Below are 23884 nucleotides of genomic sequence, written 5' to 3' on the forward strand. Positions count from 1 at the left end.
GAGGAAGGCAGGGAACGGTGGCCGTGATCGTCTATTTTTCGTCAACGACGAACAACACGAAGCGTTTCGTGGAGAAGCTTGGCTTCCCCGCCTTCCGTATCCCGCTGCGCCCGAAGGATGAGTTCTTGCACATGGATGAGGACTACGTCCTGGTAGTTCCCACCTACGGAGGCGGCAACCTCAAGGGCGCCGTTCCGAAACAAGTCATCAAGTTCCTGAATGACGAGCGGAATCGCTCGCATATCCGTGGAGTCATCTCCGGCGGAAACACCAACTTCGGCACGGCTTATTGCATAGCCGGCGATATTATCTCGGCGAAATGCGGCGTGCCCCATATGTATAAATTCGAGCTACTCGGCACCCCGGATGACGTGGCGCGAGTACGTGAAGGTCTGGAGAAGTTTTGGCAACAACCGCAATAGGCACGCTGACCGATACGGGCGAGGAGAGATCCTCTCTCGACTATCACTCGCTGAACGCGCAGCTGAACCTGTACGACGCCGACGGGAAGATCCAATTCCACGCCGACCGCGAGGCGGCCAGGCAATTCTTCCTCCAGCACGTCAATCAGAACACGGTGTTCTTCCACGATCTCGAGGAGAAGATGAAGTACCTCGTTGACGAGGGGTACTACGAGAAGGAGGTGCTCGACCAGTACTCCTTCGACTTCATCAAGGAACTGTACAAGGCGGCCTACGCCCACAAGTTCCGCTTCCCGACCTTCCTCGGCGCATTCAAGTACTACACTTCCTACACCTTGAAAACCTTCGACGGTCAGCGTTATCTGGAACGCTACGAAGATCGAGTGTGCATGGTGGCATTGACCCTAGCGCGCGGCGACGAACAACTGGCACGCGACCTGATGGAGGAGATCATCACCGGGCGCTTCCAGCCAGCCACCCCGACCTTCCTCAACGCCGGGAAGGCAGCACGCGGAGAACTGGTCTCCTGCTTCCTCTTGCGCATTGAGGACAATATGGAGTCCATCGCACGCGGTATTAACTCCGCCTTGCAGCTATCCAAGCGCGGCGGCGGCGTCGCCCTGAACCTGTCCAACCTGCGCGAGCAGGGTGCACCGATTAAGAAGATTGAAAACCAGTCCTCCGGGGTCAACCCGGTGATGAAACTGCTGGAGGACTCCTTCTCCTACGCGAACCAGTTGGGCGCGCGGCAAGGTGCTGGAGCTGTGTATCTGCACGCACACCACCCCGATATCATGCGCTTCCTCGACACCAAGCGGGAGAACGCGGATGAGAAGATCCGCATTAAGACGCTGTCGCTGGGTGTCATTATCCCGGACATCACCTTCCAACTCGCGCGCGCCAACGAGGATATGTACCTGTTCTCTCCCTACGATGTGGAGCGTGTGTACGGTGTACCCTTCACCGAGATCAGCGTGACGGAGAAGTACCGGGAGATGGTTGACGACAAGCGCATCCGTAAGTCGAAGATCAACGCCCGGCAGTTCTTCCAGACGCTGGCGGAGATCCAGTTTGAATCCGGCTACCCCTACATCGTGTTCGAGGACACCGTGAATAAGGCCAACCCGATCAAGGGTAAAGTCACGATGTCGAACCTGTGCTCGGAGATCCTGCAGGTCTCCGAACCGTCCCGCCTCAACGATGACCTCTCCTACGAGTACGTCGGCAAGGATATCTCCTGCAACCTCGGCTCGCTGAACATCGCGAAGACGATGGATTCCCAGGACTTCGGCAAAACCATTGAGGTGGCGGTGCGCGCTTTGACAGCGGTATCGGATATGACGCATATCCGCTCGGTGCCCTCCATCGAACGGGGTAACGATATGTCTCACGCCATCGGCTTGGGCCAGATGAACCTGCACGGTTACCTCGGGCGTGAGCATATCCACTACGGCAGTGACGAGGCCTTGGACTTCACCAATATGTACTTCTACACCGTGGTGTACCACGCGATTCGCGCCTCGATGAACCTGGCGCGTGAGCGCGGTCAGCACTTCGAGGGCTTCGAGGAGTCCGCCTATGCCTCCGGCGCGTATTTCGACAAGTACATCAACCAGGTATGGGAGCCGACGACGCCGCGCGTGCGCGAGCTGTTCGCGGATATCCATATTCCAACGCAGGAGGATTGGAAGGTGCTGAAGGCGGATGTGCAGCGTTACGGCATGTACAACCAGAACCTGCAGGCCGTGCCACCCACCGGATCCATCTCCTACATCAATAACTCGACATCCTCGATCCACCCGATTGTCTCCAAGGTTGAAATCCGTAAGGAAGGTAAGATCGGTCGCGTCTACTATCCGGCACCGTACATGACCAATGACAACCTCGAATACTACGAGGATGCCTACGAGATCGGTCCGGAGAAGATCATCGATACCTACGCGGTGGCCACCCAGCATGTGGACCAGGGCCTCTCCTTGACGCTGTTCTACCCGGATACGGTGACCACCCGCGATGTCAACCGTAATTACATATACGCCTGGCGCAAGGGAATCAAGACGCTGTACTACATGCGTATCCGCCAGCAGGCATTGGAAGGAACAGAGGTGCAGGGCTGCGTCTCCTGCATGCTATGACGGCGTAGTGACCCGGTCGATGGTCTGCGGGCAGGCACTGCCTTGACACGACAGCCCGGGCGCGGCGGCAGGCGATAACCTGCGGCTCCGCGCCCGGGCTGAACGCTTTCTGGTCCCGCAGTTGGCCGTGCCACAACAAGCTGCTCCCGCGCGCCCGGGCCGTGCGATTTTAAGCCTCCTTCAGCGAAAACGGAAGAGGTGTCCACATGAATACGCGTGCTTGACGCTCGGGAAAAACGTTCCGTAGTATCCGAACTAATCCGACGCGCACCGCACGCCGTAGACATGCGGCGCTTTTCGGGCAGCGGGGAAGCCGAGCACCTGTTCCGGTGGACCGATGATCCGCCAAGGTGCCCGGGAACAAGAGAGTCGGCGTTGCCTTGCGCCACCGCAGGGTCTCACACCGGCAAAACGAACGAAGGAAAGGAGCTCTGACATGACGAATAGAATCCCAACGAACGGCGAAGCGATGTGTATGTGTTGTCAGGCGGGTGGAGTGCACCCGTTGAAGTCGTCATGTCGGAGGAGCCTGTAACCATACCTTCCACGGGAAGAAGGTTGTAGCGGATGCCCGGCAGGGCATCCGCTTTTTTGTATTTCGACGTTTTGCAAAGGAGAACCAGGCGATGAGCGATGGAAAGGTCGCAATCATCACAGGCGCCGCGCAGGGCATTGGATTTGCCGGAGCGCGACGATTTGCGGAGGGCGGTTACACCGCCATCTTGACCGATCAGCACGGCCAGGAGGTGCGGCAGGCGGCCACTCTATTGCGGGAGGCCGGATACGCCGTGGCCGACTACGAGCTGGATGTGACGGACTTCCAGCAAGGCCAGGAGGTTGTAGCCGACGTCGTCGCGAAATATGGCCGGGTGGACGCACTTTTCAACAATGCGGGTATTACCGGCCACAGACCGACCGTGTTGAACTTCGACCCCGAGCAGATCAAGCAGGCCACGGAGGTCAATCTGTGGGGATCTCTCTACATGATCCAGCACGTTGCGCGTGTGTTCGTGGCTCAAGGAATCCCCGGAGCGATTGTCAATGTGTCGTCGTTCGTGGCGAGCTTTGCGGAGTGGTCGCCATTCGGCTACGGGATCTCGAAATCTGCGGTCGACGGTCTCACCCGAACTGCCGCCTTCCACCTGGGTATGCACGGGATCCGCGTTAATTCCGTGGCGCCCGGATTCACAAAGACGGAGATGGCTATCAAGTACGACTACTCGGATCCGAAGATCCGCAAGATACAGGCGGAACGAGCGGTCCTGAATCGTTGGATCGAACCCGAGGAGATCGCCAATGCGGCCTTCTTCCTCGCCAGCGACCAAGCCAGTGCCATCACGGGCGTGAAACTCCCCGTCGATGCCGGATACACCATCACCAAAGAGAACAACATCGCCAGTATTTACGGCGAAACGGAATAGCAGACTCAACAGCGTAAGTAGGAGATACTCATGGCACGGATTTATAGATCCATTGCAGAACTCGTCGGCAACACGCCTCTCGTCGAACTGACAAACTATCAACGCGCACACGGCCTGCAGGCGCATATCTTAGGCAAACTGGAATTCCTCAATCCGAGTGGAAGCGTGAAGGACCGCCTGGCACTCGCCTTGATCAAGGACGGTTTCGACCGAGGGGAGCTCACCGAGGGCGGCACGATTATCGATGTGACCAGTGGGAATACCGGCATCAGCTTCGCGGCCATCGGTGCCGCGGAGAGGGTCGCTTTCATCCCGTATCTGGAACCGGGGACCACGGTGGAGCGGGTGCAGATATATCAGGGCTACGGGTTGGAAATCCATGATTTTAATGAGATCGAGGAGGTTGCCGGTTTCGAAGAGAAGGGTCTGATCTTGCAGGACCTGGTCGACGGAATCACCCGCATCGCCAAGGAGAACGGCTACTTCTACGCCGGGCAGACCATTAACGAGCGGAATCAGGCGACCCACTATGAGACAACCGGCCCGGAGATCTGGCGAGATACCGACGGGCAGGTTGACTACTTCGTCGCCATGGGAGGAACTGCGGGAACCATAGTCGGTGCGGGCCGCTATCTGCGTGAGCAGAACCCGGAGGTCAAGATCGTCGGCGTACAGGCCGCAACATCCTCTCGCCCCGACAGTCCGGATTTCACCGGTCATATCATCGACGGAACGCTGCCATTGGGCGGCGTCGACGAATCGCTGTTGCCACCACTTATTCACTCGAACACACCCAATGGCTTCGCCTTCGACGAGATTATCGATATCAGCGCGGAAAGAGCGTATGCGACGGCGCAAGCCGTTTCGCAAACCGATGGTCTCTTCCTAGGAACATCCGCAGCGGCGGCGCTTACGGCGGCCATTGAGATAGCGGCCCGGCCGGAGGCAGTCGGCAAGAACATCGTTGTCATCTACCCGGACAACGGCTACAAGTACCTATCCACCGATCTGTTTAAACGCCCGGCGGTTTCAGCCGACTCTGCCGCCGATGGGCACGGCAGGGCGAATGACGAGGGGAAGCCGACGGATGAAGGGGACGATCAGGCATGACGCTGGCATTTGCGCAACCTTTGGTGAGCACGACGCTGGACACCGACGACTACCTGACGGCCGCTCTGGAAATTGCCGCCTATCTGCGTCATAACGAGGTCATAACACCGGAAGGCAAATACTGGAAGGTAAGCCCGGAACCAGGCAATGACTACGTGGGTGACCTGATGCTTACCCAGAAGGGCCTGTACGGCGGATCGGCTGGAATCGGCCAGTTCTTCGTTCAGCTTTACGAGGCGACCGGCGATGAACAATGGCTTGCGGAGGCGAAGCAGGCTGCCGCATATATCCTGGCGACCTACGAAGGTCCTGCTTTCTTCTCAGGCATACTGACCGGGCCTGTCGACGGTATTTGGCCCGTCGCGGGCTGGGGAACAAGTGTGTATGTGGGCCCGGCGGGCCAAGGAATCTTCTTGGAGCAGCTCTACGAAAAGACGGGGGATACGCGGTACCGTGATTTCCTTCTCACAACGGCCGACGACGCGATTGCGGCGGCTACGCGGGACGAGCACGGTCTGCACTGGAGTGATGCCATCGACCTGATGTCCGACGGCGGCTACGCCTTCTTCTTCCTATACGTCTATCGCAAAACAGGGGAGAACCGTTACCTGCAAGCGGCCGAGGATGTCATCGCCTATACGCGCACACGGCGCGTGGCGGCCGACGTCGGAGGTGCCTACTACAAAACCGTCGATTTGCGGCTGGTGGGATGGGAGTCCGAAGAGACGGTCTTCCCGAACTACTCGCACGGTGCCGCCGGTATTGCCTATCTCAACGCTCTGGCATATGAGGCCACCGGTAAGCAGCACTACCTCGACGCGGCGACGGAGGTGGTGGATTTCCTGGCGGCCATTGCAGCAGGAGATAGTGACGGAGCATTGATTCCGTACCTGTATAACCCGCAGCGGGGAAACTTCAAGGAGTTCTACTACCTCTCCACCTGCCACGGGCCGGTCGGCACCACCATATTGTTCCGCAAGCTCTACGACACTACGGCCGACCAGCAGTATCTCGAGTGGATCGACATACTGACCAAGGGCGTGCTGCAACTCGGTGCGCCTCTGGTCCACTCAAAGGGGTACTGGAACAGCTACTGCCTGTGCTGCGGCGCGCCGGGTCTGCTCATCCACTTTGTGAAAACGGCTGAGAAACTCGGGCGACCGGAATACCTGGAGCAGGCACGACATACGGCACGTAAGCTGCTCGGCGACTCGTGGAATGACGCAGACGGAAGGCGCTGGTACGCCGCTTGGACCCGCAAACTTCCTGGGCTTGTCGAGACATACACCGGGCTGTACGCCGGTGCGGCGGGCGCCGGTAGTGCGCTGCTGTATCTCTACGCGCGGGATCGGGGAATCGCACTCAGTGAAACGGTGGATTACCTATTCCTACGTTGAAGGCAAGGAGTGGGGCTGCACCGCTCGCGCACTGTGAACCTGCGATGGCTTGCGCCGGTGATGTGAGGCCTACCGAATGGCACAGCCAGGCATAGCCGTGCTGATCTCAGTTCGATGGTGCAGCGGATACTCCGGGAGATCCGGTACGCGGTGGTGGCGCGTCCGCGATGTCTGGAACAGAGATGCGTCGCCGCTCAACCACATCACACCCGCGCGCCAGAGCTGCGGGAGCGCGTCGTCGGCGAAAGACGTCTGCGGGAAGCAAAGACGTCTGCGGGAAGCCTCGTTACGTCGCCAACGGCGTCGTGGCACGATAGCGGAAGGAGGAAGCAATGATCCGAACCGTTATGCCATTGGACGACGTCGTCGGCGCATCCGCCCGCGCACACAAGCCCGCTACGAGCCTTCCCGGCGCACCGGGTACTGCGGCAAGCGTGGAGATTCTCAGCTGGGACAGGGAACTGGTATCGAAGAGCGGTACGCCGCAGTGGCCGGGTGGTCGGCCCATGGTGGTAGTGATCCCGGGCGGGAGTTATCAATACTGTTCACCGCGCGAGGCCGATCCGGTGGCGCTGCGATTCCTGGCCGCGGGATATAACGTGGCGGTGCTGCGCTACCGGGTGGGCGCCGACTCCCGCTACCCCTTGCCCTTGCGGGATCTAGCGGCGGCGCTGGTGGTTATCCGTGAAAATGCGGAGGAGTTGGGGACCGACCCCGAACGAATCGTATTGTGCGGGTTCTCGGCGGGTGGCCATCTCGCGGCAACGTTTGCCTCCACCGTTGCCGCAGACTGGGCGGGAGTCGGCGCTGGCCGGGGAGGAGAAGGTGCGGGTCGAGGAGAATGTGACGCTGCGCATACCTCAGGTCCCGTTCGCTCCAGCCGGGAGGTCGATATTGGTGGGGGTGAGTTGGTGCAGACGCGCCGAATCGTGCCTGCGGATCCGTCCGATTCGACTACTGGGTGGACCGCGGAGCTCGCATCGGCTGACCGTGTGCACACGCAAGGAGGTCTTGCGGCCCACCTCGGCATTCTCGGAGTGATTCTCGGATATCCGGTAGTGGATTTCCACGCGCTGGAGGAGTACTACCAGCACAGCGACGGCCTAGAATCGACATCCGGCCGAGTGGGTGCCATGCTCGCCGACTACCGGCCAGAAGCAGACCCCGCGGTGCTGGCAGGCCCACATACTCCGCCCACTTTCATCTTCACAACGGGAACGGATGAGATTATTCCGGCCGTGCACACCATGAACTATGCGCGGCGGCTCGCCGACTACGGCGTTCCGGTAGAGCTACACGTGTATTCCTCGGGATTACACGGATTGTCAGTGGCGGATGCGACTGCTTGCGTGGAGGAAGACTACCCGGCGAGGGTGGGAGGATGGATCGAGGCTGCACTGGCCTGGGTCAGTGAACTGTTCAGCCTGCGGTGAGTCCTTTACAACCCGGAGATGACTTTGACGGAGATGATCCAGACGCCGAAGACTGCGGCCATCGCTACCCACGGGTAAAAGGCCGGGAAACCGGAGCCGTCTTGCTCGTGGCGCCGTTCCAGCCAGAAGCAGAGGACACCAGTGGCGAGGATAAGTGCCTCTGCAACAAGGATGACTGCCCATACTGCTGCCAGAGAGGAGCCTTCGGGGCTATCGTTCAGGCTGAGAATGTTTAGGGCGCTGACGCCAACAAGCACGAAACACAGGAGGGCATTGCCCAGTCCCATCGCGGCTCCATTGTGGCTGACGATACCGCCGTCAGAGAAGATCCAGTCCTCTTCTCTGGTCCGTTTGGCGAGGCGCTGCTCGCGCTTGGATAACTCGGGCAGCGGCTCGCTCGGCCAGTCGAGAGTGTCACCCTCCGCCATATCGGACGGGGAGCTTGCCTCCGCGTTGCCGAGATCGTCGATATCGTCGTCGCTACTCATGGTCGTCGCCACTCATTACTCATATGTATGTTGTACCCCGCGCGACGGCCTGCGAGCGGGGACGGCGATCCACGCCCTACGCGTCGGTGTCGTACCCACACGCGGTCGTCCGCGCGCCGCTAGTCGTCGAACTTCTCGCGAAGCTCGGCCAGTTCCACCATATCGCTTGCAGCGCCCAGGTAGGTCATGCCCTGCGGTTCGGCTGCGTTCTTGACCGTGTTCACCGCTGCTTCAAGAAGTGTTGGGCCAACCTGATACCCCTGGATAATAAAGGCGATCGCCCGCCCGGCAAGCTCCTTGGCGCGGGGATGGCACTCCAGCCGTTCAAGGAAGGCCCGCGCGGCGGCACTCATATTGTCCGTGTATACCGGGCTGCCCAGTACGACGACGTCGCTGGCGATCACCTTTTCGAAAACGACCTCGTACTCGTCGTCGGCGAATTCCTGGCCGAAGAAGCCGATCCTATAGTCGATGAGATCAATCCGCTCGGAAGGCAGATCCTCCAACAGGGCGGTGCCCAGTTCTGCAGTCTTGCCGTCACGGTTGGCGCTCGTGTTGATGAATAAGTATTTTTTCGGGTCAACGGTCATTACTTCTCCCATGCTGTTACCCCGTCAGTGTAGTCGGATCGGTGAAGCAATGTAACACGCTGTGCTCTTCGCCGCAGTGGTTGGGGGCGGTATAAGATCGGTCATATTCGCCACACAGCATGCCGGAAGGGACAATTTGCCCGTAGGATTCCAAGAGGAGGTGGAGTCATGAGCTTACCGCGTCATCCGCGATTCTTGCCGATAGTGATAGGAGCTGCTGTTGTTCTGAGCGGTTGTTCCAATGCTGTTACCAGGCCTTCGACTTCACCGACACCCACCACAGCCAGCACTACACCTACCGATACTCCAACCGTTGAGGTCGACTTCGCTCCGACTGTGGCTGATGAGGAGGCGGTCTTTGCGGTAGAGATGCCCACAGATAACGGCGCGATCAACGGTGTTGCATACGATGGGGACAATATCCTCGTTTACCAGAACGATCTGCCCGAGATCACCCATACAGTGACGGGGTATTCGCTCAGGACAGGTGAGAAACTCTGGGACTTCAGTGGCGCTGGCTGGATCGAGTGCGATGGCAATGCATTTGTGGTGTGCGAAACCCTGACGTATGAGCAGGGCAACCGAGTCGCGGACAGTGCGGTGACGGTGGACTTGAAAGACGGAACTCGCGACACGCTGGACGTCGGGAAGGCAGGCACCTTCGCGCTGGCGGCCGTGTCAGACGATACGGCCTATTTCCTCACCTGGCAGGGCACACGTGACGTTCATATGACGGGTTTCGATGCCGCCGGTGCGCCCGTGGCCGACCGCAACTTACGGCTGGGCGTTCCCAGCGATGCGCAGGCGTCGAATATCAGCACGGCACTCACCGGTTCTTATATCAACATCGGTATTTCGGGCGTGGGTAGCGGAGTCTATTCAATCGACCACAACGTTTTCTTCCCTCTGCCGACAAGTGGGCCATGTGTTGCCGTGTCCGATGGTGTTGTCTGTGCGGGCAACGAATCCGCGGTTGGCCTTTCTGAGGATGGGCAGACCGAGTGGGAGTTGGATGTGGTGGATGTTCAGTTACTCGAATCTGCGGCTGCGCCAGACGTGAATCTGAGCGAAGCGCGGCAACAATTGCTGGAGTTGGGAATGGCGGTGCGGCGCCCCGGCAATCCCGTGAAGGACTCGGAACACAGTGGGAGTGAACCTCCTAGTGTGGGCGCAAGCAGCGAAACGTCGCCGGGTGACTCGGAGTCGAGTGCCGCAGATGCCGACGCCGCTGGCAGTCAGGATGATAACGCCGGTGGAAAGACTCAGTACTACGCCCTCGCAACGGCGGACGGATTCACCGAGTTGACCCTGACGGACGGCACTCTTGCTATTCCCGATCACGAGTTGAGCGCCGATATCGCTGCCACCAGTGTGGTCAGCGCGGATTTCACGCGTGTGCCGGGCATTATCAATGTCATACAGGCGGGACCGACTTCCGGGGAGGCCTCGGGGACGGCGGTGCACTCGTCCATTTTGATTGGCGAGAACTGGGATGTGCTGGCACGGTTTGATTCGGATCAGGCGGGTGACATCACGGACCAGGGTGAGCCGGGCGAGGTGATCTCGCCGTATACTTTCCTACGCAGCGGTGACCTCTTAATCTTCGTGAATGCGGTCGAAGGCGTTGTTGTCGCGTATCGGTGATGAGGTGTCTGAGGGCTGCCCGGTGCGCGCGTTCTGAGCGTTTCCCAGGCGAATTAGTGACTGGTCTACCGTGGCCTATTTCCAGGAGACGCCGGTGAGAAGCTCCTGGTACGTCGACTCGGCAACAGGCTCGGCTTCGCCGTCGGTTGAGTAGTTCATAGCGGCGACGGTGATGTACCCTCCGTCGACCGGGACAACGGCGCCTCGCGCACACAAACTATCAACACTGCTGGTGGCGCAGCCGGAAAAACCTTCCCCGGACCGTCCGTTAACATCTTCTTCACCGAGCGCATCCAGTTCCGACTTGTCCGGCTGTGTGCCATCGAGAAGGGTGAACAAATCACTTATCAACTCATCGGCAGACCGGCCATTTGCGGGTTGGATGGAAACGAGGACTGCCGCATCCGCGCCATTATCAGCCGTGATAATCGCATCTTGCTCGGCTGCGACGGTGTAGCCCGCCGGCGGAGTGAAGGAGACCAGGTCGGTGATTGGTGGCAGTTCCTCCGTTGCCTCGACGGTTGTACCGGAGCTCTCCGCATCAATGGCGTAGCTACTGCAGGCACCAAGCCCGCAGGCACTCAATACGGCAAGGCAGACCGGGAGCAGGGAGGAACGACGCTTTGGCGAAATTATCACGCCACTACCGTACCGCTCCCACCATATGATTCGACAGAAGAAAAGGCTGGGTGCCTGCCGTGCCAACTGCTTCCGGAGTGCTAGCTCCACCGATCTTCTATCGGTATGGTTGCGGTTCTCTCCTTGATTCTCGCTAGCATGAATCCATGGACTCAGTGCGGGTAGACGTGTGGCTGTGGAGCGTGCGGCAATGCAAATCGCGCTCGCTGGCCACCGCGGAATGCCGGGCGGGTCACGTCCGGGTGAACGGAGAACCGGTCAAAGCCTCCACCCGGCTGCGGATAGGCGACGAAGTCCGTTATCGAGTGGCTGGATTTGATCGGATACTGCGGGTAACAGCGCTTATCGCCAAGCGCGTTGGAGCTCCGGCGGCGCAGGCGTGCTATGAGGATCTCACGCCCGAGCGCCCGAAGGTTTATCTCCCGATTATGCAGCGAGAGCGAGGCGCGGGTCGCCCGACGAAGAAGGAACGCCGGGAACTCGACCGTCTTTTCGGCAGGGATTCAAACTTCGGCCATCGTGGATGAGATGATCGGCCGATCAGCCGCGCTATCCGCTAGCGGCCGTACTATCCCGGTTGTCCGACTGTGACTGTGGTAGAGGCGAGGACCCTGCCCGATAGAAGGCTGCACGCACAACAGGAACGCCGACGTAAACCCGATGCCGCCAAGCCGTAGCCGAGCCCGTCGCAAACCTGCCGCTTCCAAGCAGCGGCCCGATGCCGCTCGGGCAAGGCGAGTTCCGCGGCAAACCTCAGCCATCAACCAGCAGCCCGACTATGCCAAACCCAGCAGACTCCACACCGTGGGCAGTGCGAAGACGAGTAGTGCCGTGCCCGCGACGCCAACGATTATCCCGACGATGGCCATCTGTTTGACGGAGATCTCGCCGGTCGAGTAGGCGATCGCATTCGGTGGTGTGGAAATCGGCAGGGACATCCCCAGCGAGCACGCGATAGCGACAGTTGCCGCCACCGCGATCACACTTGTTCCCGCCAGGGCAGTTGCCAGGGATACAGCCAGTGGGACAAGCAGGTTGGATGCCGCGGAGTGCGACATGACATTGGCGAATCCCAGGCCGATGAAGCCCAGAACCGCAATGACGAGCATCGCGCTCATATTCTCCCAGTTGATGGACCCGACCAGCCAGGCGTCTAGGCCGCTGGCGCCAATACCATTACCAAGCGCGATGCCGCCAGAGACAAGCCAAAGAACCGCCCAGTTAATGGCGCCCAGATCCCGGCCGTCCATCACGCGCAGGCATAGCAGAGCGACAACCGGGAAGAAGCCGATCGTATTGGAGGAGATTTGGTGAATGGGTTCGGTCATCCACAGCACAATGGTTGTGCCGGCAACGATGTAGAACAAAGCGGCTGGGCGAGACGTATTCCAGGCAGAGTCAACGGAGATAGCGATACGCGCCTCACGTGGTATGTACAAGGTGCACAGTAGCAGCCAGGAAGCCACGAGAACGATTAGCATGAAAGGCACGGCCATCCCCATCCAGTGGATGAAGGAGACATGAATGCCACGCTCGGCTAACGCGCTGACCGCGATGGCATTAGGAGGAGTGCCGACGGGCGTACCGATACCACCCACATTGGCAGCGAGCGGAATGCTGAGGGCAACGCCGGTGCGTGCACGTCCCTCCGGCAGGGCACCGATAATGGGGATCACCACGGCGAACATCGTTGCCGTGGTTGCCGTGTTGGACATAAACATTGACATCAGTGCGGTGATGACCATCAAGCCGAGCACGGTGATTCGTGCCGATCCGGTGAACGGCCGCAAGAGGACTGCGGCGATGTTCTTGTCAAGGCCATATTTTTCCGCGCCGTGTGCGATAAGGAATCCGCCGAGGAAAAGAATGATCACCGGGTTGGCCAAGGCGGCGAAGTAGTTCGCGGCGGGCAAGGCGGCCTCCACGAGCTCGGGGTCTCCACCGGTGGGATCGGATAAAGCACTTTGTGAGATGAGCAGGACTTCGAGCAGGATGACCAACACTGCGGTAGCGGTCAGCGGGATGGCTTCCGTAATCCAAAAGACGATGGCGAGCAGGAAGATCGAAAGCATTCGCTCCCCGGGCTCGGCCAGGTTGGGAATATCAATGAAGAAGGGAAAGAGGAAGGCGATGATTCCGATGACCAGACCACCGATTTGGAAGCCGGTCAGTTGCGGCGGCAAGGTGCTCAGCGCGTTGGCATAGCCGGTATGTTCCGGTGTTTGCTCCTGGCTCTCGGCATCGACAGGAGTAGTCGAGGCAGTAGCTCCGGCTTTCTCGGGGGTGGGATTCGACGGCTCGGACGTACGGGGTGTCGTGCCTTCTGCGTGGTGTTCAAAAGACGAAGAGGCCGTGGCCGTGTTGTCAGGCACACTCATGCGGCCATTGTACGGGGCGAGGGGGGATGTGCGGGGATGTTTCGCTGGAACGCAACTACTTCCAGCTCATGCCACTGGTTGACGCCGCGAAATCGTCCTCGCTCACCTCCTGTGGATCGGCGGCGCCGGTTGCATAATTTGCGACGACGACGATGACCACATGGCCGTTGATATCAAAGGCCATTCCGCGTGCCATCAGGCTTTGTGACCCATCGGCGCTGCGAGCAGTGAAGACTTTGCCGGACTTGCCCGCAAGCTCCGCGTCACCCTCGACGGTGATGGAAGTGGCGGCGGTGGGACCGAAGGAGATGAGCGAGCGCGCCAACTCCTCGACCTCGTCGGTATTGCCGTCAACGGCAAAGGCGATCACTGCATGGGATTGCGTCTGAGCGTCGAGCGCACCGATGGTGCCGACGTCGGGAGTGGAGACTGTATACCCCTCCGGTGCCCAAAAGTCTAGGTCGTCAGCAATCGGGGGAAGGAGGGAAGTTGCCGTAGGTGAGGGTGTGGCCTCAGATGCTGAGTTGTTGTCGCGGATGAATAAGCCGCCAAACATGAGGGCAAGAATCAGAACGACGGCGCATGTGGCGGCAACCGGTCTGGATCGCATGGATACTCCTTTCCGATGCTTGCGCGGTGCGGCACAACGCAAGACTATGCCAGGTTGATATCGGCCGTGGAGGTCAGCCTATCGTGTTTGCCTGGACAGACCGTGCCGCAGTGGCTGATCGCCTTGGGCTCCCACTAGAGTTGGGGATACACGCATGTAGAGGAGTCGGGGATGGCATGGGAGGCAGTCAATTATCCGCGGAAAAACAATGGGAGGCACATATCGCCGCCTAACAGTTGTTCACATGGCCGCGGTAGTGGCTTGGTCGGCGCGCGCTCCGCCTTGATTAGGGTATGCTCTGATGCTTTATCTCCCTGCTTCTCGCGGCTTACTGTTTTGGGTCGCAACGACGGTCAGCGAGGTGGACGCCCACGACCGCTGCGGGTGTTGGCTTTTGCTGCGGGACTTGCGCTACCAATTGGCGGGTGTTCCACGGAGCCTCCGCGGCCAATCGCCACGGCGCAGGGGCAGGCATGTCAGCCACAGATCGAAACTGGCGTGGGAGATGCGGAGGTGTGGGTCAAATCAGTCGGCGCCTATTCCCCCTGTTATGCGACCTTTTCGCTGACCAGTGGAAATCACTTGAGAGTTGGAGCGGAAGGTGCGCATGGACTGCGGTTATCGCTCGCTGAGCTTTCCGAACCGGGCGAGGCCGTCAGCACGCTATACGGAAGCGGCGATATTGACTACTTAACAATGGCTTCGGACGGCGAGTGGACGGTGGATATTGAACCGCTTTCGACGGCGCCGTCTTGGAACGGTGAAACACTGACCGGTGAAGGCGTGGCAGTGTATCGCTTGGCGGAGGGGCAGAGATCCCACGGGCCGTGCGGTTAGAGGGCGCGGGTGTCGACGTGGCAGCGGTAACGGTAGATGCGCCGGATGAACCGATTGTTCTAGCCCAAGGCGGTTCAAGTGTCGACCTGCCGGATGGGCTACTGATGATCCTTGTTAATGGTGACGGGAGCTGGACAATCGCCCCGGCTGACTGATGCGATCACTCGTGCTAACTGGTGCTGCGTGCATACCTTGCGGCGGAGAACCTGGAAGTTAGGTAGCGCGCCGAGAATCACCGCGTCAGCGGAACTGTTTAGATGCCACCCGCGGGCCGCTGCAGCGACGAGTTGCGCCAGTGGCCCGCGGAGTGTGCGAGTGCTATTGGTCTGGTACCTTCACTAGGCGTTTCACCAATGCTACCTTGCTGAACCGGCAAGTGCCTCGGCGTCGTCACCGTTGGAGGTACGGGCCGTGAGCATGGAGACCTTCCATGTCACCCACTCCAGTGGGCCGCGCTGGAAGATAACCTTCCAGAGGCTACAACCAACGATCACTGCGGCGCTCAAGATTAGGAAAGGATGCCAGGATGCGCTCCCGGACCAGTCCGGTTCGATGGCGATCGCAACGACATGCGCCGAGTAGGCAGTGAGCGACATCGAGCCGACGGCGGCCAGCGGGAAGAGAAGCGTGCGAGACAATCCACCGATGAGGAGGCATAGTCCGATGACCGCAAGGGCGAAGCCGCCCGAACCGAGAGCTTCAAAGATGGTGGAGGTATGCGGCTCAGCGGTGACAAGATCGCCGAGAGAGGGGAACTCAACGGGTTGCCACGTCAACGCTTTGTCGAAACCGTTTGGGAGGATGGAGGCATTGCCGTTTCCAAGTGTCAGATCGCCAAGATCGCCCAACTGGGAGAGCTGATCGGGGGTAAGGGATTTAATCGGCGGGGGGCTTCCCGGCAGCTTACCGCCCGAGAGTCCATTGGGTAGTACACCGTTGGCTGCCTGTTGTGCACGATCAACTATCGTGTTGCCGAGGATCCAACTGGCACCGTAACCGACTGCCATCAGTGCTGCGCCGACGGCGAGAAAAAGGCCGTGGACTTTGCGCCGGGTAATGTCCAGTCTGCCGACTCCCATTCCCGCGAGGATGAAGGCCATGAACACAAGGCCCGGGTAGATTCCCGTAACGAAGACTTCGACGACGAAAGCGTTTGACCCTGATCCGTATAAGCTCAGGGATGCGAACAACCAGTTCAGGGTTGTGTGGGCCAGTGGGCCAAGGATGGCAAGTATGCCGGCGGTAACAAAAAGTCGTTTGGCCGACCATCCGGTGAATGGTAGCGCGCAGATGAACCATGCCGCGTAGAAGGAAAGAATCAGGGCGATCGACGTTCCTAGCAAGCTGAGGATCCCAGTGACGACGAGGAGCGCGGTTGCGCGGCCGAAGATCCGTAACCGCGCTACACGCATACGCTCGCCGGTGTATGGGATGTTGCGACCCGTGAGGATTGCCAGTGATATTCCCGCTAAGACTGCGAAAAGAATGGACGAGCGCCCAACTGGGAGGTCCGACACTATGTGTTGGATGGTGCCCGGTTCGCCGAGCCGCGGTGCCGTATGGGCATAGAACATGCCGAGTATGGCGAGAGCGCGGGCGATGTCCAGCCCTCCGATGCGCCCCGAGTAGCGCGTGCCGCTCGAGAGAGGTTGCGGGCGTGCGTGGGCTGTGCGATGTGCGTGTTCAAGGTCGCCGGTGCTCGACCCTGTTGATATGCGCGTGGGTGGCATAGGTGCGGGTTGCGAGTCGGTTCGTGTTGTTGCGACGGCTGTTGTGGGTGTCGCGGCTGGAGCCTGCGCCGAACTCGATGCGGGACGCGGCTTGTCAGTGATTGAAGTGTGGCCCTCTTTCCCATGCGTTGGGGATGCCGTGGCATTGTCCACCATAGATACTCCTTGCTTACCGGAAAACTAGTCGTATCTGGAAGCATAGCAGTATAAGTGGGGAGTTGCCGTTAACTCACTGTGTATTTGCTGGAGGAGGAGTTTGTTGGTCCTCGGCTCGGCGCAGCAGTGGAGTGCTGGCGGAGCCCGCGAGTATATCGGCGTCGTCGAGGCCGGGTGTACGTGCCGTGAGTACCGAAACCTTCCAGGTGAGCCACTCGAGTGGACCGCGCTGGAAGAAGAGCTTCCACAGACTGCAGAGGATGAGAGCACCGATGCACAGTATCAGGAGTGGTGTCCACGAGGTCATGTAGCCCCATTCAGGCTTGATGCCCAGCGCGATGACGTGGCCCGAGTAGGCGGTCAGCGACATGGAACCGACGGCGGCCAGCGGGAAGAGCGCGGTGCGGGCAAGTCGGCCAAGCAGTAAACAGACGCCGAGGATCACTACCGCGAAGCCGCCTGAACCGACCGTTTCAAACACGGTCGCAGTATGTGGTTCTGCAACCACGAATTCCGCCGCGGAAGGAAACGGTATGGACTGCCAATGCAGGGGCTGGTAGTCGGAGCCGAGCAGTGGGAAGTCGGCGTCGTCGAAGCTCCAGTTCCCGACGTCGAGGTCGTCAAAACTGAAGTTCTTGAAATCGAAGTCGGTAAAGTCTCTGCCGAAAAGCGTGCCCTCACCTTCGGGTGCGTCGATACCCCATGGTGAGGAGGACTCGTCCACCAGGGCGTTGGTGAGGATCCAGCTGCCCCATAGCCCACTGCCATGAGGAGGCAACCGACGCCAATGAGGATGCCGTGCAACCGCCGACGTGTGATGTCGAGCCGTCCAATTCCCATTCCGGCGAGAATAAAAGCCATGTAGGTAAGGCCGGGATACAAGCCGGTAATAAAGACCTCGATGGTGAAGTAGTTCGAGTCGTAACCGAATAGGTTGAGGGACTGGAGAAGCCAGTTGACTACTGTACCTAGTGGCGGGCCTGCTAGCGCAACTACTCCTGCGGCGATGAAGAGCCGTTTGGCCGACCAGCGACTGAATGGCAGTGAACACACGAACCACGCCGCGTAGAAGGACAAGATTAATGCGATCGAGGTTCCCAGCAGGCTCAGGATGCCTGTGATAAGAAGCAGTGCGCAGGCGCGGCCGAAAATCCGCAGGCGTGCGGTGCGCATGCGTTCGCCCGTGTAGGGAACATTGCGACCGGTGAGAATTGCCAGAGAGATACCCGCAAGCAGGGCGAAGAGGATGGATGAGCGCCCGTGCGGGATCGCGGCGATGACATTAACAAGAGTGTTGCCGCTGTCTACGAGAGGTGCCGTGTGGGCGTAATACATTCCAAGGATGGCCAGAGCGCGGGCGATATCCAGTCCGCCGATGCGGCCGGTATAGCGTTGCACCGCTGTTCCGAGGCTGTTTGCGGTGGGTGGACCGGGCGTGGGTGTTGGTATGGTGGGTTGGCCCGGCGGGGGCGTGGGTGTTGCCGTTGTGCTGTCGACAGTGACAGCGGAAGATGCAGCGGTGTCAACAGAGCCGCGGCTAGTATCTTCGCCGGGATGACGAGGACTTTCCGTGTGTGACATGGGGCTTACCTTACTGAGAAAGTAGTCATTGAGGCTAGGGTAGCAGAGGGGTGGATAGGATTGTAATATGCATCGTGTTGATGAGACCGTATAGTTCGGGCAGTCGGCTGCCGGGCCGCGAGTTTCTTGCCACGCATGCTCGGATGGTCGCGCGGCCCGCGTTGTGGGTGGGTAGGCCGCACCTGCTCAGGGTGAGCGGGCCCTCATCCCGCACAGCGGCTCTTCGTGAGAGAATCAAGACCGTCCGCGAAGATGGATGTGACTGGGGAAGAGGAAACGATGACACCACCGCGTATCAAGCTTGTTGATCGTGTCCAGGCCATTAACTGGAATCGGCTGGAGGACGAGAAGGATCTTGAGGTGTGGGACCGGCTGACCGGTAATTTCTGGCTGCCGGAGAAGGTGCCGCTGTCCAACGACATTCAATCGTGGAACACTCTGAAACCGTACGAGAAGAATATGACGACGCGGGTCTTCACAGGCCTTACGCTTCTGGACACCGTGCAGGGAACCGTTGGAGCCGTGTCACTGATCCCGGACGCGGTAACTCCCCACGAGGAGGCCGTGTATACCAATATCGCCTTCATGGAGTCTGTTCACGCGCGTTCGTACTCCTCGATATTCTCCACCCTTATCTCCACCGAAGAGATCGACGAGACCTTCCGCTGGTCGGAGGAGAACGAGTATCTGCAGACGAAGGCGAAGATCATCCTTGACTACTATCGGGGCGACGATCCGGAGAAGCGCAAGGTTGCGTCGACGATGCTCGAGTCCTTCCTGTTCTACTCCGGATTCTATGCCCCCATGTACTGGTCGGCTCACGCCAAGCTCACCAACACAGCGGATCTCATTCGCCTTATCATTCGCGACGAAGCAGTGCATGGATACTACATCGGCTACAAGTACCAGTTGGCTGTCGCGAAGTCGTCCGCGCAGCGGCAGGCGGAACTCAAGGAGTATACCTTCGAGTTGCTGCAGGACCTGTATGACAATGAGGAACTGTACACCGAGTCCCTGTATGACGAGATGGGTCTGACGGAAGACGTCAAGATGTTCCTTCGGTACAACGCCAATAAGGCCTTGATGAATCTGGGTTATGAAGCCTTGTTCACACCGGACCAGACCGCGGTGAACCCGGCTATTCTTGCGGCGCTCTCACCGAACGCGGATGAGAACCACGACTTCTTCTCCGGCTCCGGTTCTTCCTATGTGATTGGAACAGCCGAGGCAACCACGGACGACGACTGGGACTTCTGACACTACCGCGTAGGAGTGTAACATTGCGTCGGACTGATGGCGCTGCGTGCAGACTCGTTACTGCGAGTCCTCTCTCCGCAGCGTCGCCGAGGTAGGTCATCGATAGGTACAAAATGGCATGGCGGGCGCTGCGTCTCCGTGGCGTTGCCGCCGACATTTCTTCACCTGCGACCACTAACAAGGTGACGGGTGGGGTTCGGTTGTTTGTAGGAACTCCCGTGTTTCCGGAAACTCAGGCATTCACGGGGTTTCCGTTGTTTGTGCTGGCTCCCCAACAAAGTGACGGGACAGAGAATCATGCCGCAACCGTCCAGCCAATAACCCATCATCCCAAGAATCCAGGCTCCTCAATGAAGTAACGGGTTCTGGTCGTTGTTGTTCGCGCTATGCCGAACGCGGGCGTTCTGGTCAAGAAGTGGAGGGCCTGGCGAGAAGTGGAGGATATTTCGCGAAGTTTCTCGAAACAACCTCCACTTCTTGGGTGGGTGGACTCGGGGTGCGTTGCTGTTACGCATCGGGCGACGACGCCGCAAGTTCCATTGACGGAGGAGGGCTCTGGTCACGCAATCCCCACGGCCAGAATCAGCCAGACCGCTGCAATGATATAGAACAGCGCGTACAGCCGGTGCAGTGGCAGATTGAGTTGGGCGTAGCGTGCTTCCTGTTCGCCGGAGAGCTCCTTTCCAGAGGCGAAGTCTTCTTCGATTTTGCCGAAGCCGCTCCAGGAGTGGATGAGTAGAAGCAGTGGCAGGGGGAGTAGCAGGGCGATCTGTGGCGCTAGGGGTTGTGAGCGAGCATTGAGAATGAGTGAGAAGATGGCAAGGAGGGGCTGGAGTAGCATCCATGCGCCATAGCGTTGCTTGAGATGGCTCGCCACGCGGAAAGGCGTGTAGTATTCCTGGGCGGTTCGTGCACGTCCGCTGCCTGTCATGTGGGTAAACCAGCCACCTAAGGTGACGCAATACGATACAAGGAATCCGGCGATCATCGCCGTGGTGAGGGTGGCTATGGCCAAAACGGTTGAAGCGTGCGTCATATCCCCACGGTAATGCCTCGCTGTCGGGGTGGCAATAGTTGGTGATGGCAGACGGTGACGTGGATGAGGCCTTGGATGGTCTTGACGCAGCGCGGAGCGTTGAATGACCCGGTGAGAGCGTTGAATCACCTGTGCAAGCGCGTTTACGTATATGTATGCCGTGAATCGACGGCGTATCCAGAGCGCGCAAGACTCATTCCAGGCTTTGCAGCCGAGCTGTCCAGCGCCGACTTTCCACGAACCGGCAAGAGTCGGTACACGTTTTGCAACCTACCGGTCCAGACCGGCTGCGAGCTAGCAAGAGAAGGCTGGGTGATCCGCATGTGATCAACGGCGGCGTTGTATAGGCACGCACTCGCGAGAGTTATAGGCGTCTCTACGTTCCGAGGTGAGGCTACATCTCTACTTCGCCAGGCCGGGAAGCAGAGCCGCGGCACCTTCCATGATCATGCCAACCGCAATACCGGCGAGGATCATGCCCATGAGCCGGGTCATGATTGTGCGTAGGGTTTTGCCCATGTGGTGTCCGATTGATGGCGCGAACCAGAGCACAGCGAACAGCAGTGCAATAGCCAGCAGTGCCGCAATGCTGACAGTGACGTAGCCACTGGCGTTATGAGCATGCCCTGTGAATACGATGATGGTGGTAATGGTGCCTGGACCCACGAGAATTGGGAAAGTGAGCGGATAGAAAGCGACATCGCCCTGGGCCGCCTGGTCGGACTGCTGCGCCTGTTCGTCAGCAGTTCCCGAATGGACGGCGCTTCCACCGTTGAGCATCCCGAGGGCGATAATGAGTAGCACGATACCACCGGCCACGCGGAAGTCGTTGACGCTTACGCCGAAGAAGTCGAGTACGGCGGCGCCGCTGGCGATAAGAACCCCACACATGACAATGCAGCTGATAGTGACACGCACAACGGTTCGACGTTGGCGCTGGAGGCTGTAGTCGTTTGTGAGGGAGAGGAACATTGGCAGTGCAACGAACGGATTCATAATCGCGAAGAGGCCTGCAAAGGCCTTGACCAGCAGCGCGGTGTCCATGGCTCCATCTTCTCGCAGGTCAGCGGCGCGATATATCAACTGTTGACCGGCGTGGCGTTGTGCTGTAGGCGGGCGGTACCTCGTCGAGATGGTCGAGCCCCGGCTCAAGATGTCCAAATCCCGTCCAAACGATGATGGTGCCGTTGTGCCCATGCTAAGAATCCGCGAGACTCCGCCAACTCTTGAATTGAATTGTTCCAGTCTGGTTTCGTTTGGACGGGATTTGGACAGATGACGCATGGGTGGCGGGACCGTAGGCCGTGATCGGCGCTGCGCCAGAGGCCCGGAGGCCATGGCGGGGCGCGATGGTGGTCTCGCCCAACGGCGGCTCGGACGTGGTGGCGGCCCGGGTGCGATGATGACCTTGCCCGAGGGTGGCGTCGCCCCATGGTAGCCCGGACACGATGGCGGCCTGGATGCGATGATGACCTTGCCCGAGGGTGGCATCGCCTTGATCGCGCTCCGGGTGTGATGGCGGCCCGGGTGTGATGATGAACTCGCCCAATGGTGGCATCGCCCCATGGTAGCCCGGACACGATGGCGGCCCGGGTGCGATGATGACCTTGCCCAATGACGACTTCGCCCCGATGATGACCGCGCCCCAATGGCCGCGCTCGGTAGTATGGGAGGGCCCGGCCTCCGAGTCATTGGTCGTGCCGGATGCGGTGCGGTCGGCTTCGCTGGGACTGCACCCATCTTCGGATGCGCAACACGTGTGGCGCGTCGGTCCGGATCCGGAAGGTGAGTTATGAGCACTGCGCAACAACGGCGATACATATCGCGACTACGGCTGGTGGCCCAGCGTCTTGTCGGTCCACCGTGGCCCTCGGTGACGCAGGCGGCGTACGACATGATGTGCCTGCAGGGCCAGGACTGGCCGGGCGTGCAGTTGTCATTGGCACTTCGCACGCGCGCACGTTCTTTGTCCGAAGTGCGGGAGGCGTTCAACTCGGGTCGGCTCGTCCGTACCTGGCCGCAGCGCGGCACCCTGCACGTTCTCTCCGCCGCCGACGTCGCCTGGTATCTCCCCTTACAGCGCAACGCAAGTTGGCGGGGGAAGAAGCGCGTCGCCAACAGTGGGGAGTATCGGCAGCGGATATCGATGCGGTTCGCGACATCACGGTGCAGGCACTGCGCACCGTCAATCCGCGCATGACGCGGACAGAACTGGAGGCCCTCTGGGAGGAGCATCACCTGCTGCATGATCGGAATCACCGTTACTATTTCCTGCATCGCCTTTGTGTGGAGGGCACATTGGTGTTCGGCCCAATGGATGAGTCCGGCGTGCATCTCTTCGTTCTGACTGAGGACTGGATTCGAGAGTCCCGCCAGGTCGACCGCGACGACGCCGTCGTCGAACTTGTGTCGCGCTATCTACGGTCGCATGGTCCGGCATCACGCCGTGACTTGAATTGGTGGTGTGGCCTGCCGTTGCGTGATATCGATGCCGCGATTGAGGAATGCGCTGCACAGTTGACATCTTTCCATGTGGATGGGCAGTGCTTCTGGGTTGACAACTCGGTGCTGGAGCGGGCGGATTCCACGGCGGTGGCGCGTTCTGTGCTGGCATTGCCGGGATTTGATGAATTGATCCTCGGTTATGCGTCTCGTTATATGACGGTGCCGGAGCGATTCGACGGGATTCTGGTGCCGGGTAATCACGGGGTCTTCCGGTCCTCGATTATTTCCGGTGGAACGGCAGTCGGATATTGGCGGCGGAGCGCGAAGAGACTGCGGGCGGAGTTCTTCGGCTCGGTGACGCCCTCGCTTGAACGGCGAGTGGAGCACGTGCTTGCTCGGTTGCCGAAGTAGACCGCGTTCCCCTCGCCTGCGTTCTCGCGGGACGTGCTGGTAGCTTGTCGCCCCGGTGTGAGTTCTCCGTGCCATGCCGCACACGCTTGCCACGCGGGCCACTCTGTTGCGGCCTGGCGTTTCTTGGTCGTCGTGCGTGGCTTTCCGACCGATTACGGAAAGCC

Annotated in this window: 22 protein-coding genes and 1 pseudogene; 13 read left to right on the forward strand and 10 right to left on the reverse strand. The window is 59.6% G+C overall.

Annotation, left to right across the window (positions count from 1 at the left end; translation table 11 throughout):
* Nucleotides 1–17: 17 nt before the first annotated feature.
* The 6 genes from nrdI to DDD63_RS00360 all read left to right on the forward strand — a co-directional run bounded on the left by nrdI (nucleotide 18) and on the right by DDD63_RS00360 (nucleotide 7918).
* On the forward strand, nucleotides 18–422 hold the full coding sequence (nrdI, locus tag DDD63_RS00335) for a class Ib ribonucleoside-diphosphate reductase assembly flavoprotein NrdI (protein ID WP_108714697.1): 405 nt from the start codon (nucleotides 18–20) through the stop codon (nucleotides 420–422).
* Nucleotides 404–2557 (forward strand): class 1b ribonucleoside-diphosphate reductase subunit alpha, encoded by a 2154-nt coding sequence (nrdE, locus tag DDD63_RS00340; protein ID WP_240611303.1) that lies wholly within the window; start codon nucleotides 404–406, stop codon nucleotides 2555–2557. The genes nrdI and nrdE overlap by 19 nt, the downstream gene beginning before the upstream one ends.
* Before the next feature lie 626 nt (nucleotides 2558–3183).
* Nucleotides 3184–3978, forward strand: a complete 795-nt coding sequence (locus tag DDD63_RS00345) for an SDR family oxidoreductase (RefSeq protein ID WP_108714698.1) — start codon at nucleotides 3184–3186, stop codon at nucleotides 3976–3978.
* A gap of 30 nt (nucleotides 3979–4008) precedes the next feature.
* Nucleotides 4009–5088, forward strand: coding sequence for a PLP-dependent cysteine synthase family protein (locus DDD63_RS00350; RefSeq protein ID WP_108714699.1), 1080 nt, complete (start codon nucleotides 4009–4011; stop codon nucleotides 5086–5088).
* Nucleotides 5085–6485: a lanthionine synthetase LanC family protein gene (locus tag DDD63_RS00355; RefSeq protein WP_108714700.1), complete on the forward strand. Its 1401-nt coding sequence runs from the start codon at nucleotides 5085–5087 to the stop codon at nucleotides 6483–6485. Before DDD63_RS00350 ends, DDD63_RS00355 begins: the two co-directional genes overlap by 4 nt.
* 332 nt (nucleotides 6486–6817) lie before the next feature.
* Nucleotides 6818–7918 (forward strand): alpha/beta hydrolase, encoded by a 1101-nt coding sequence (locus tag DDD63_RS00360; RefSeq protein WP_108714701.1) that lies wholly within the window; start codon nucleotides 6818–6820, stop codon nucleotides 7916–7918.
* Nucleotides 7919–7923: 5 nt separating this feature from the next.
* Here DDD63_RS00360 and DDD63_RS00365 read toward each other — a convergent pair whose 3' ends face one another.
* Both DDD63_RS00365 and DDD63_RS00370 read right to left on the reverse strand, forming a co-directional pair.
* Nucleotides 7924–8406 carry a hypothetical protein gene (locus tag DDD63_RS00365; protein WP_108714702.1) on the reverse strand — a complete coding sequence of 161 codons (483 nt, stop codon included), beginning with the start codon at nucleotides 8404–8406 and terminating at the stop codon, nucleotides 7924–7926.
* 119 nt (nucleotides 8407–8525) lie between these two features.
* Nucleotides 8526–9008, reverse strand: coding sequence for an NAD(P)H-dependent oxidoreductase (locus DDD63_RS00370; protein WP_108714703.1), 483 nt, complete (start codon nucleotides 9006–9008; stop codon nucleotides 8526–8528).
* Between the two features lie 156 nt (nucleotides 9009–9164).
* On the opposite strand from DDD63_RS00370, the gene DDD63_RS00375 reads away from it, so the two are divergent.
* On the forward strand, nucleotides 9165–10640 hold the full coding sequence (locus DDD63_RS00375; protein WP_108714704.1) for a hypothetical protein: 1476 nt from the start codon (nucleotides 9165–9167) through the stop codon (nucleotides 10638–10640).
* Between the two features lie 75 nt (nucleotides 10641–10715).
* On the opposite strand, the gene DDD63_RS00380 is transcribed toward DDD63_RS00375, so the two are convergent.
* Nucleotides 10716–11279 (reverse strand): hypothetical protein, encoded by a 564-nt coding sequence (locus DDD63_RS00380; protein ID WP_125482369.1) that lies wholly within the window; start codon nucleotides 11277–11279, stop codon nucleotides 10716–10718.
* A gap of 146 nt (nucleotides 11280–11425) precedes the next feature.
* On the opposite strand from DDD63_RS00380, the gene DDD63_RS00385 reads away from it, so the two are divergent.
* Nucleotides 11426–11806, forward strand: coding sequence for an RNA-binding S4 domain-containing protein (locus DDD63_RS00385; protein WP_108714706.1), 381 nt, complete (start codon nucleotides 11426–11428; stop codon nucleotides 11804–11806).
* Between the two features lie 249 nt (nucleotides 11807–12055).
* On the opposite strand, the gene DDD63_RS00390 is transcribed toward DDD63_RS00385, so the two are convergent.
* Both DDD63_RS00390 and DDD63_RS00395 read right to left on the reverse strand, forming a co-directional pair.
* Complete coding sequence (locus DDD63_RS00390; RefSeq protein WP_108714707.1) at nucleotides 12056–13657, reverse strand: DASS family sodium-coupled anion symporter; 1602 nt, start codon at nucleotides 13655–13657, stop codon at nucleotides 12056–12058.
* Nucleotides 13658–13712: 55 nt separating this feature from the next.
* Nucleotides 13713–14267 (reverse strand): hypothetical protein, encoded by a 555-nt coding sequence (locus tag DDD63_RS00395; RefSeq protein ID WP_108714708.1) that lies wholly within the window; start codon nucleotides 14265–14267, stop codon nucleotides 13713–13715.
* A 513-nt stretch (nucleotides 14268–14780) separates the two neighbouring features.
* Between DDD63_RS00395 and DDD63_RS00400 the strand changes: the two genes are divergently transcribed.
* Together DDD63_RS00400 and DDD63_RS12115 are read left to right on the forward strand one after the other, a co-directional pair.
* Nucleotides 14781–15104: a hypothetical protein gene (locus DDD63_RS00400; RefSeq protein WP_125482370.1), complete on the forward strand. Its 324-nt coding sequence runs from the start codon at nucleotides 14781–14783 to the stop codon at nucleotides 15102–15104.
* 17 nt (nucleotides 15105–15121) lie between these two features.
* Entirely contained in the window at nucleotides 15122–15259 is a 138-nt protein-coding gene (locus tag DDD63_RS12115; protein WP_164505381.1) for a hypothetical protein, read from the forward strand.
* Nucleotides 15260–15460: 201 nt separating this feature from the next.
* Here DDD63_RS12115 and DDD63_RS12615 read toward each other — a convergent pair whose 3' ends face one another.
* From DDD63_RS12615 to DDD63_RS00415, 3 genes are all read right to left on the reverse strand, one after another.
* Nucleotides 15461–16990: a heparan-alpha-glucosaminide N-acetyltransferase domain-containing protein gene (locus DDD63_RS12615; protein ID WP_108714710.1), complete on the reverse strand. Its 1530-nt coding sequence runs from the start codon at nucleotides 16988–16990 to the stop codon at nucleotides 15461–15463.
* Between the two features lie 73 nt (nucleotides 16991–17063).
* Nucleotides 17064–17471 carry a DUF418 domain-containing protein gene (locus tag DDD63_RS12120; protein ID WP_164505382.1) on the reverse strand — a complete coding sequence of 136 codons (408 nt, stop codon included), beginning with the start codon at nucleotides 17469–17471 and terminating at the stop codon, nucleotides 17064–17066.
* A complete protein-coding gene (locus DDD63_RS00415; RefSeq protein ID WP_108716575.1) occupies nucleotides 17435–18571 on the reverse strand; it encodes a heparan-alpha-glucosaminide N-acetyltransferase domain-containing protein in 1137 nt (378 codons plus the stop codon). The genes DDD63_RS12120 and DDD63_RS00415 overlap by 37 nt, the downstream gene beginning before the upstream one ends.
* Nucleotides 18572–18850: 279 nt before the next feature.
* Between DDD63_RS00415 and nrdF the strand changes: the two genes are divergently transcribed.
* Entirely contained in the window at nucleotides 18851–19828 is a 978-nt protein-coding gene (gene nrdF, locus DDD63_RS00420) for a class 1b ribonucleoside-diphosphate reductase subunit beta (protein WP_108714712.1), read from the forward strand.
* Nucleotides 19829–20387: 559 nt separating this feature from the next.
* Here the strand turns inward: nrdF and DDD63_RS00425 are convergent.
* Together DDD63_RS00425 and DDD63_RS00430 are read right to left on the reverse strand one after the other, a co-directional pair.
* Nucleotides 20388–20864: a hypothetical protein gene (locus DDD63_RS00425; protein ID WP_108714713.1), complete on the reverse strand. Its 477-nt coding sequence runs from the start codon at nucleotides 20862–20864 to the stop codon at nucleotides 20388–20390.
* A gap of 402 nt (nucleotides 20865–21266) precedes the next feature.
* Nucleotides 21267–21908, reverse strand: coding sequence for a MarC family protein (locus tag DDD63_RS00430; protein WP_108714714.1), 642 nt, complete (start codon nucleotides 21906–21908; stop codon nucleotides 21267–21269).
* Between the two features lie 554 nt (nucleotides 21909–22462).
* Between DDD63_RS00430 and DDD63_RS00435 the strand changes: the two genes are divergently transcribed.
* The gene (locus DDD63_RS00435; RefSeq protein ID WP_108714715.1) at nucleotides 22463–22660 is read left to right on the forward strand and encodes a hypothetical protein; all 198 of its coding nucleotides are present in this window, start codon (nucleotides 22463–22465) and stop codon (nucleotides 22658–22660) included.
* Nucleotides 22661–22761: 101 nt separating this feature from the next.
* Nucleotides 22762–23720: pseudogene (locus DDD63_RS00445) on the forward strand (winged helix DNA-binding domain-containing protein).
* Nucleotides 23721–23884 lie beyond the last annotated feature (164 nt).

Origin of the sequence: Actinobaculum sp. 313 (assembly GCF_003073475.1) — a bacterium.
GTDB lineage: Bacteria > Actinomycetota > Actinomycetes > Actinomycetales > Actinomycetaceae > Asp313.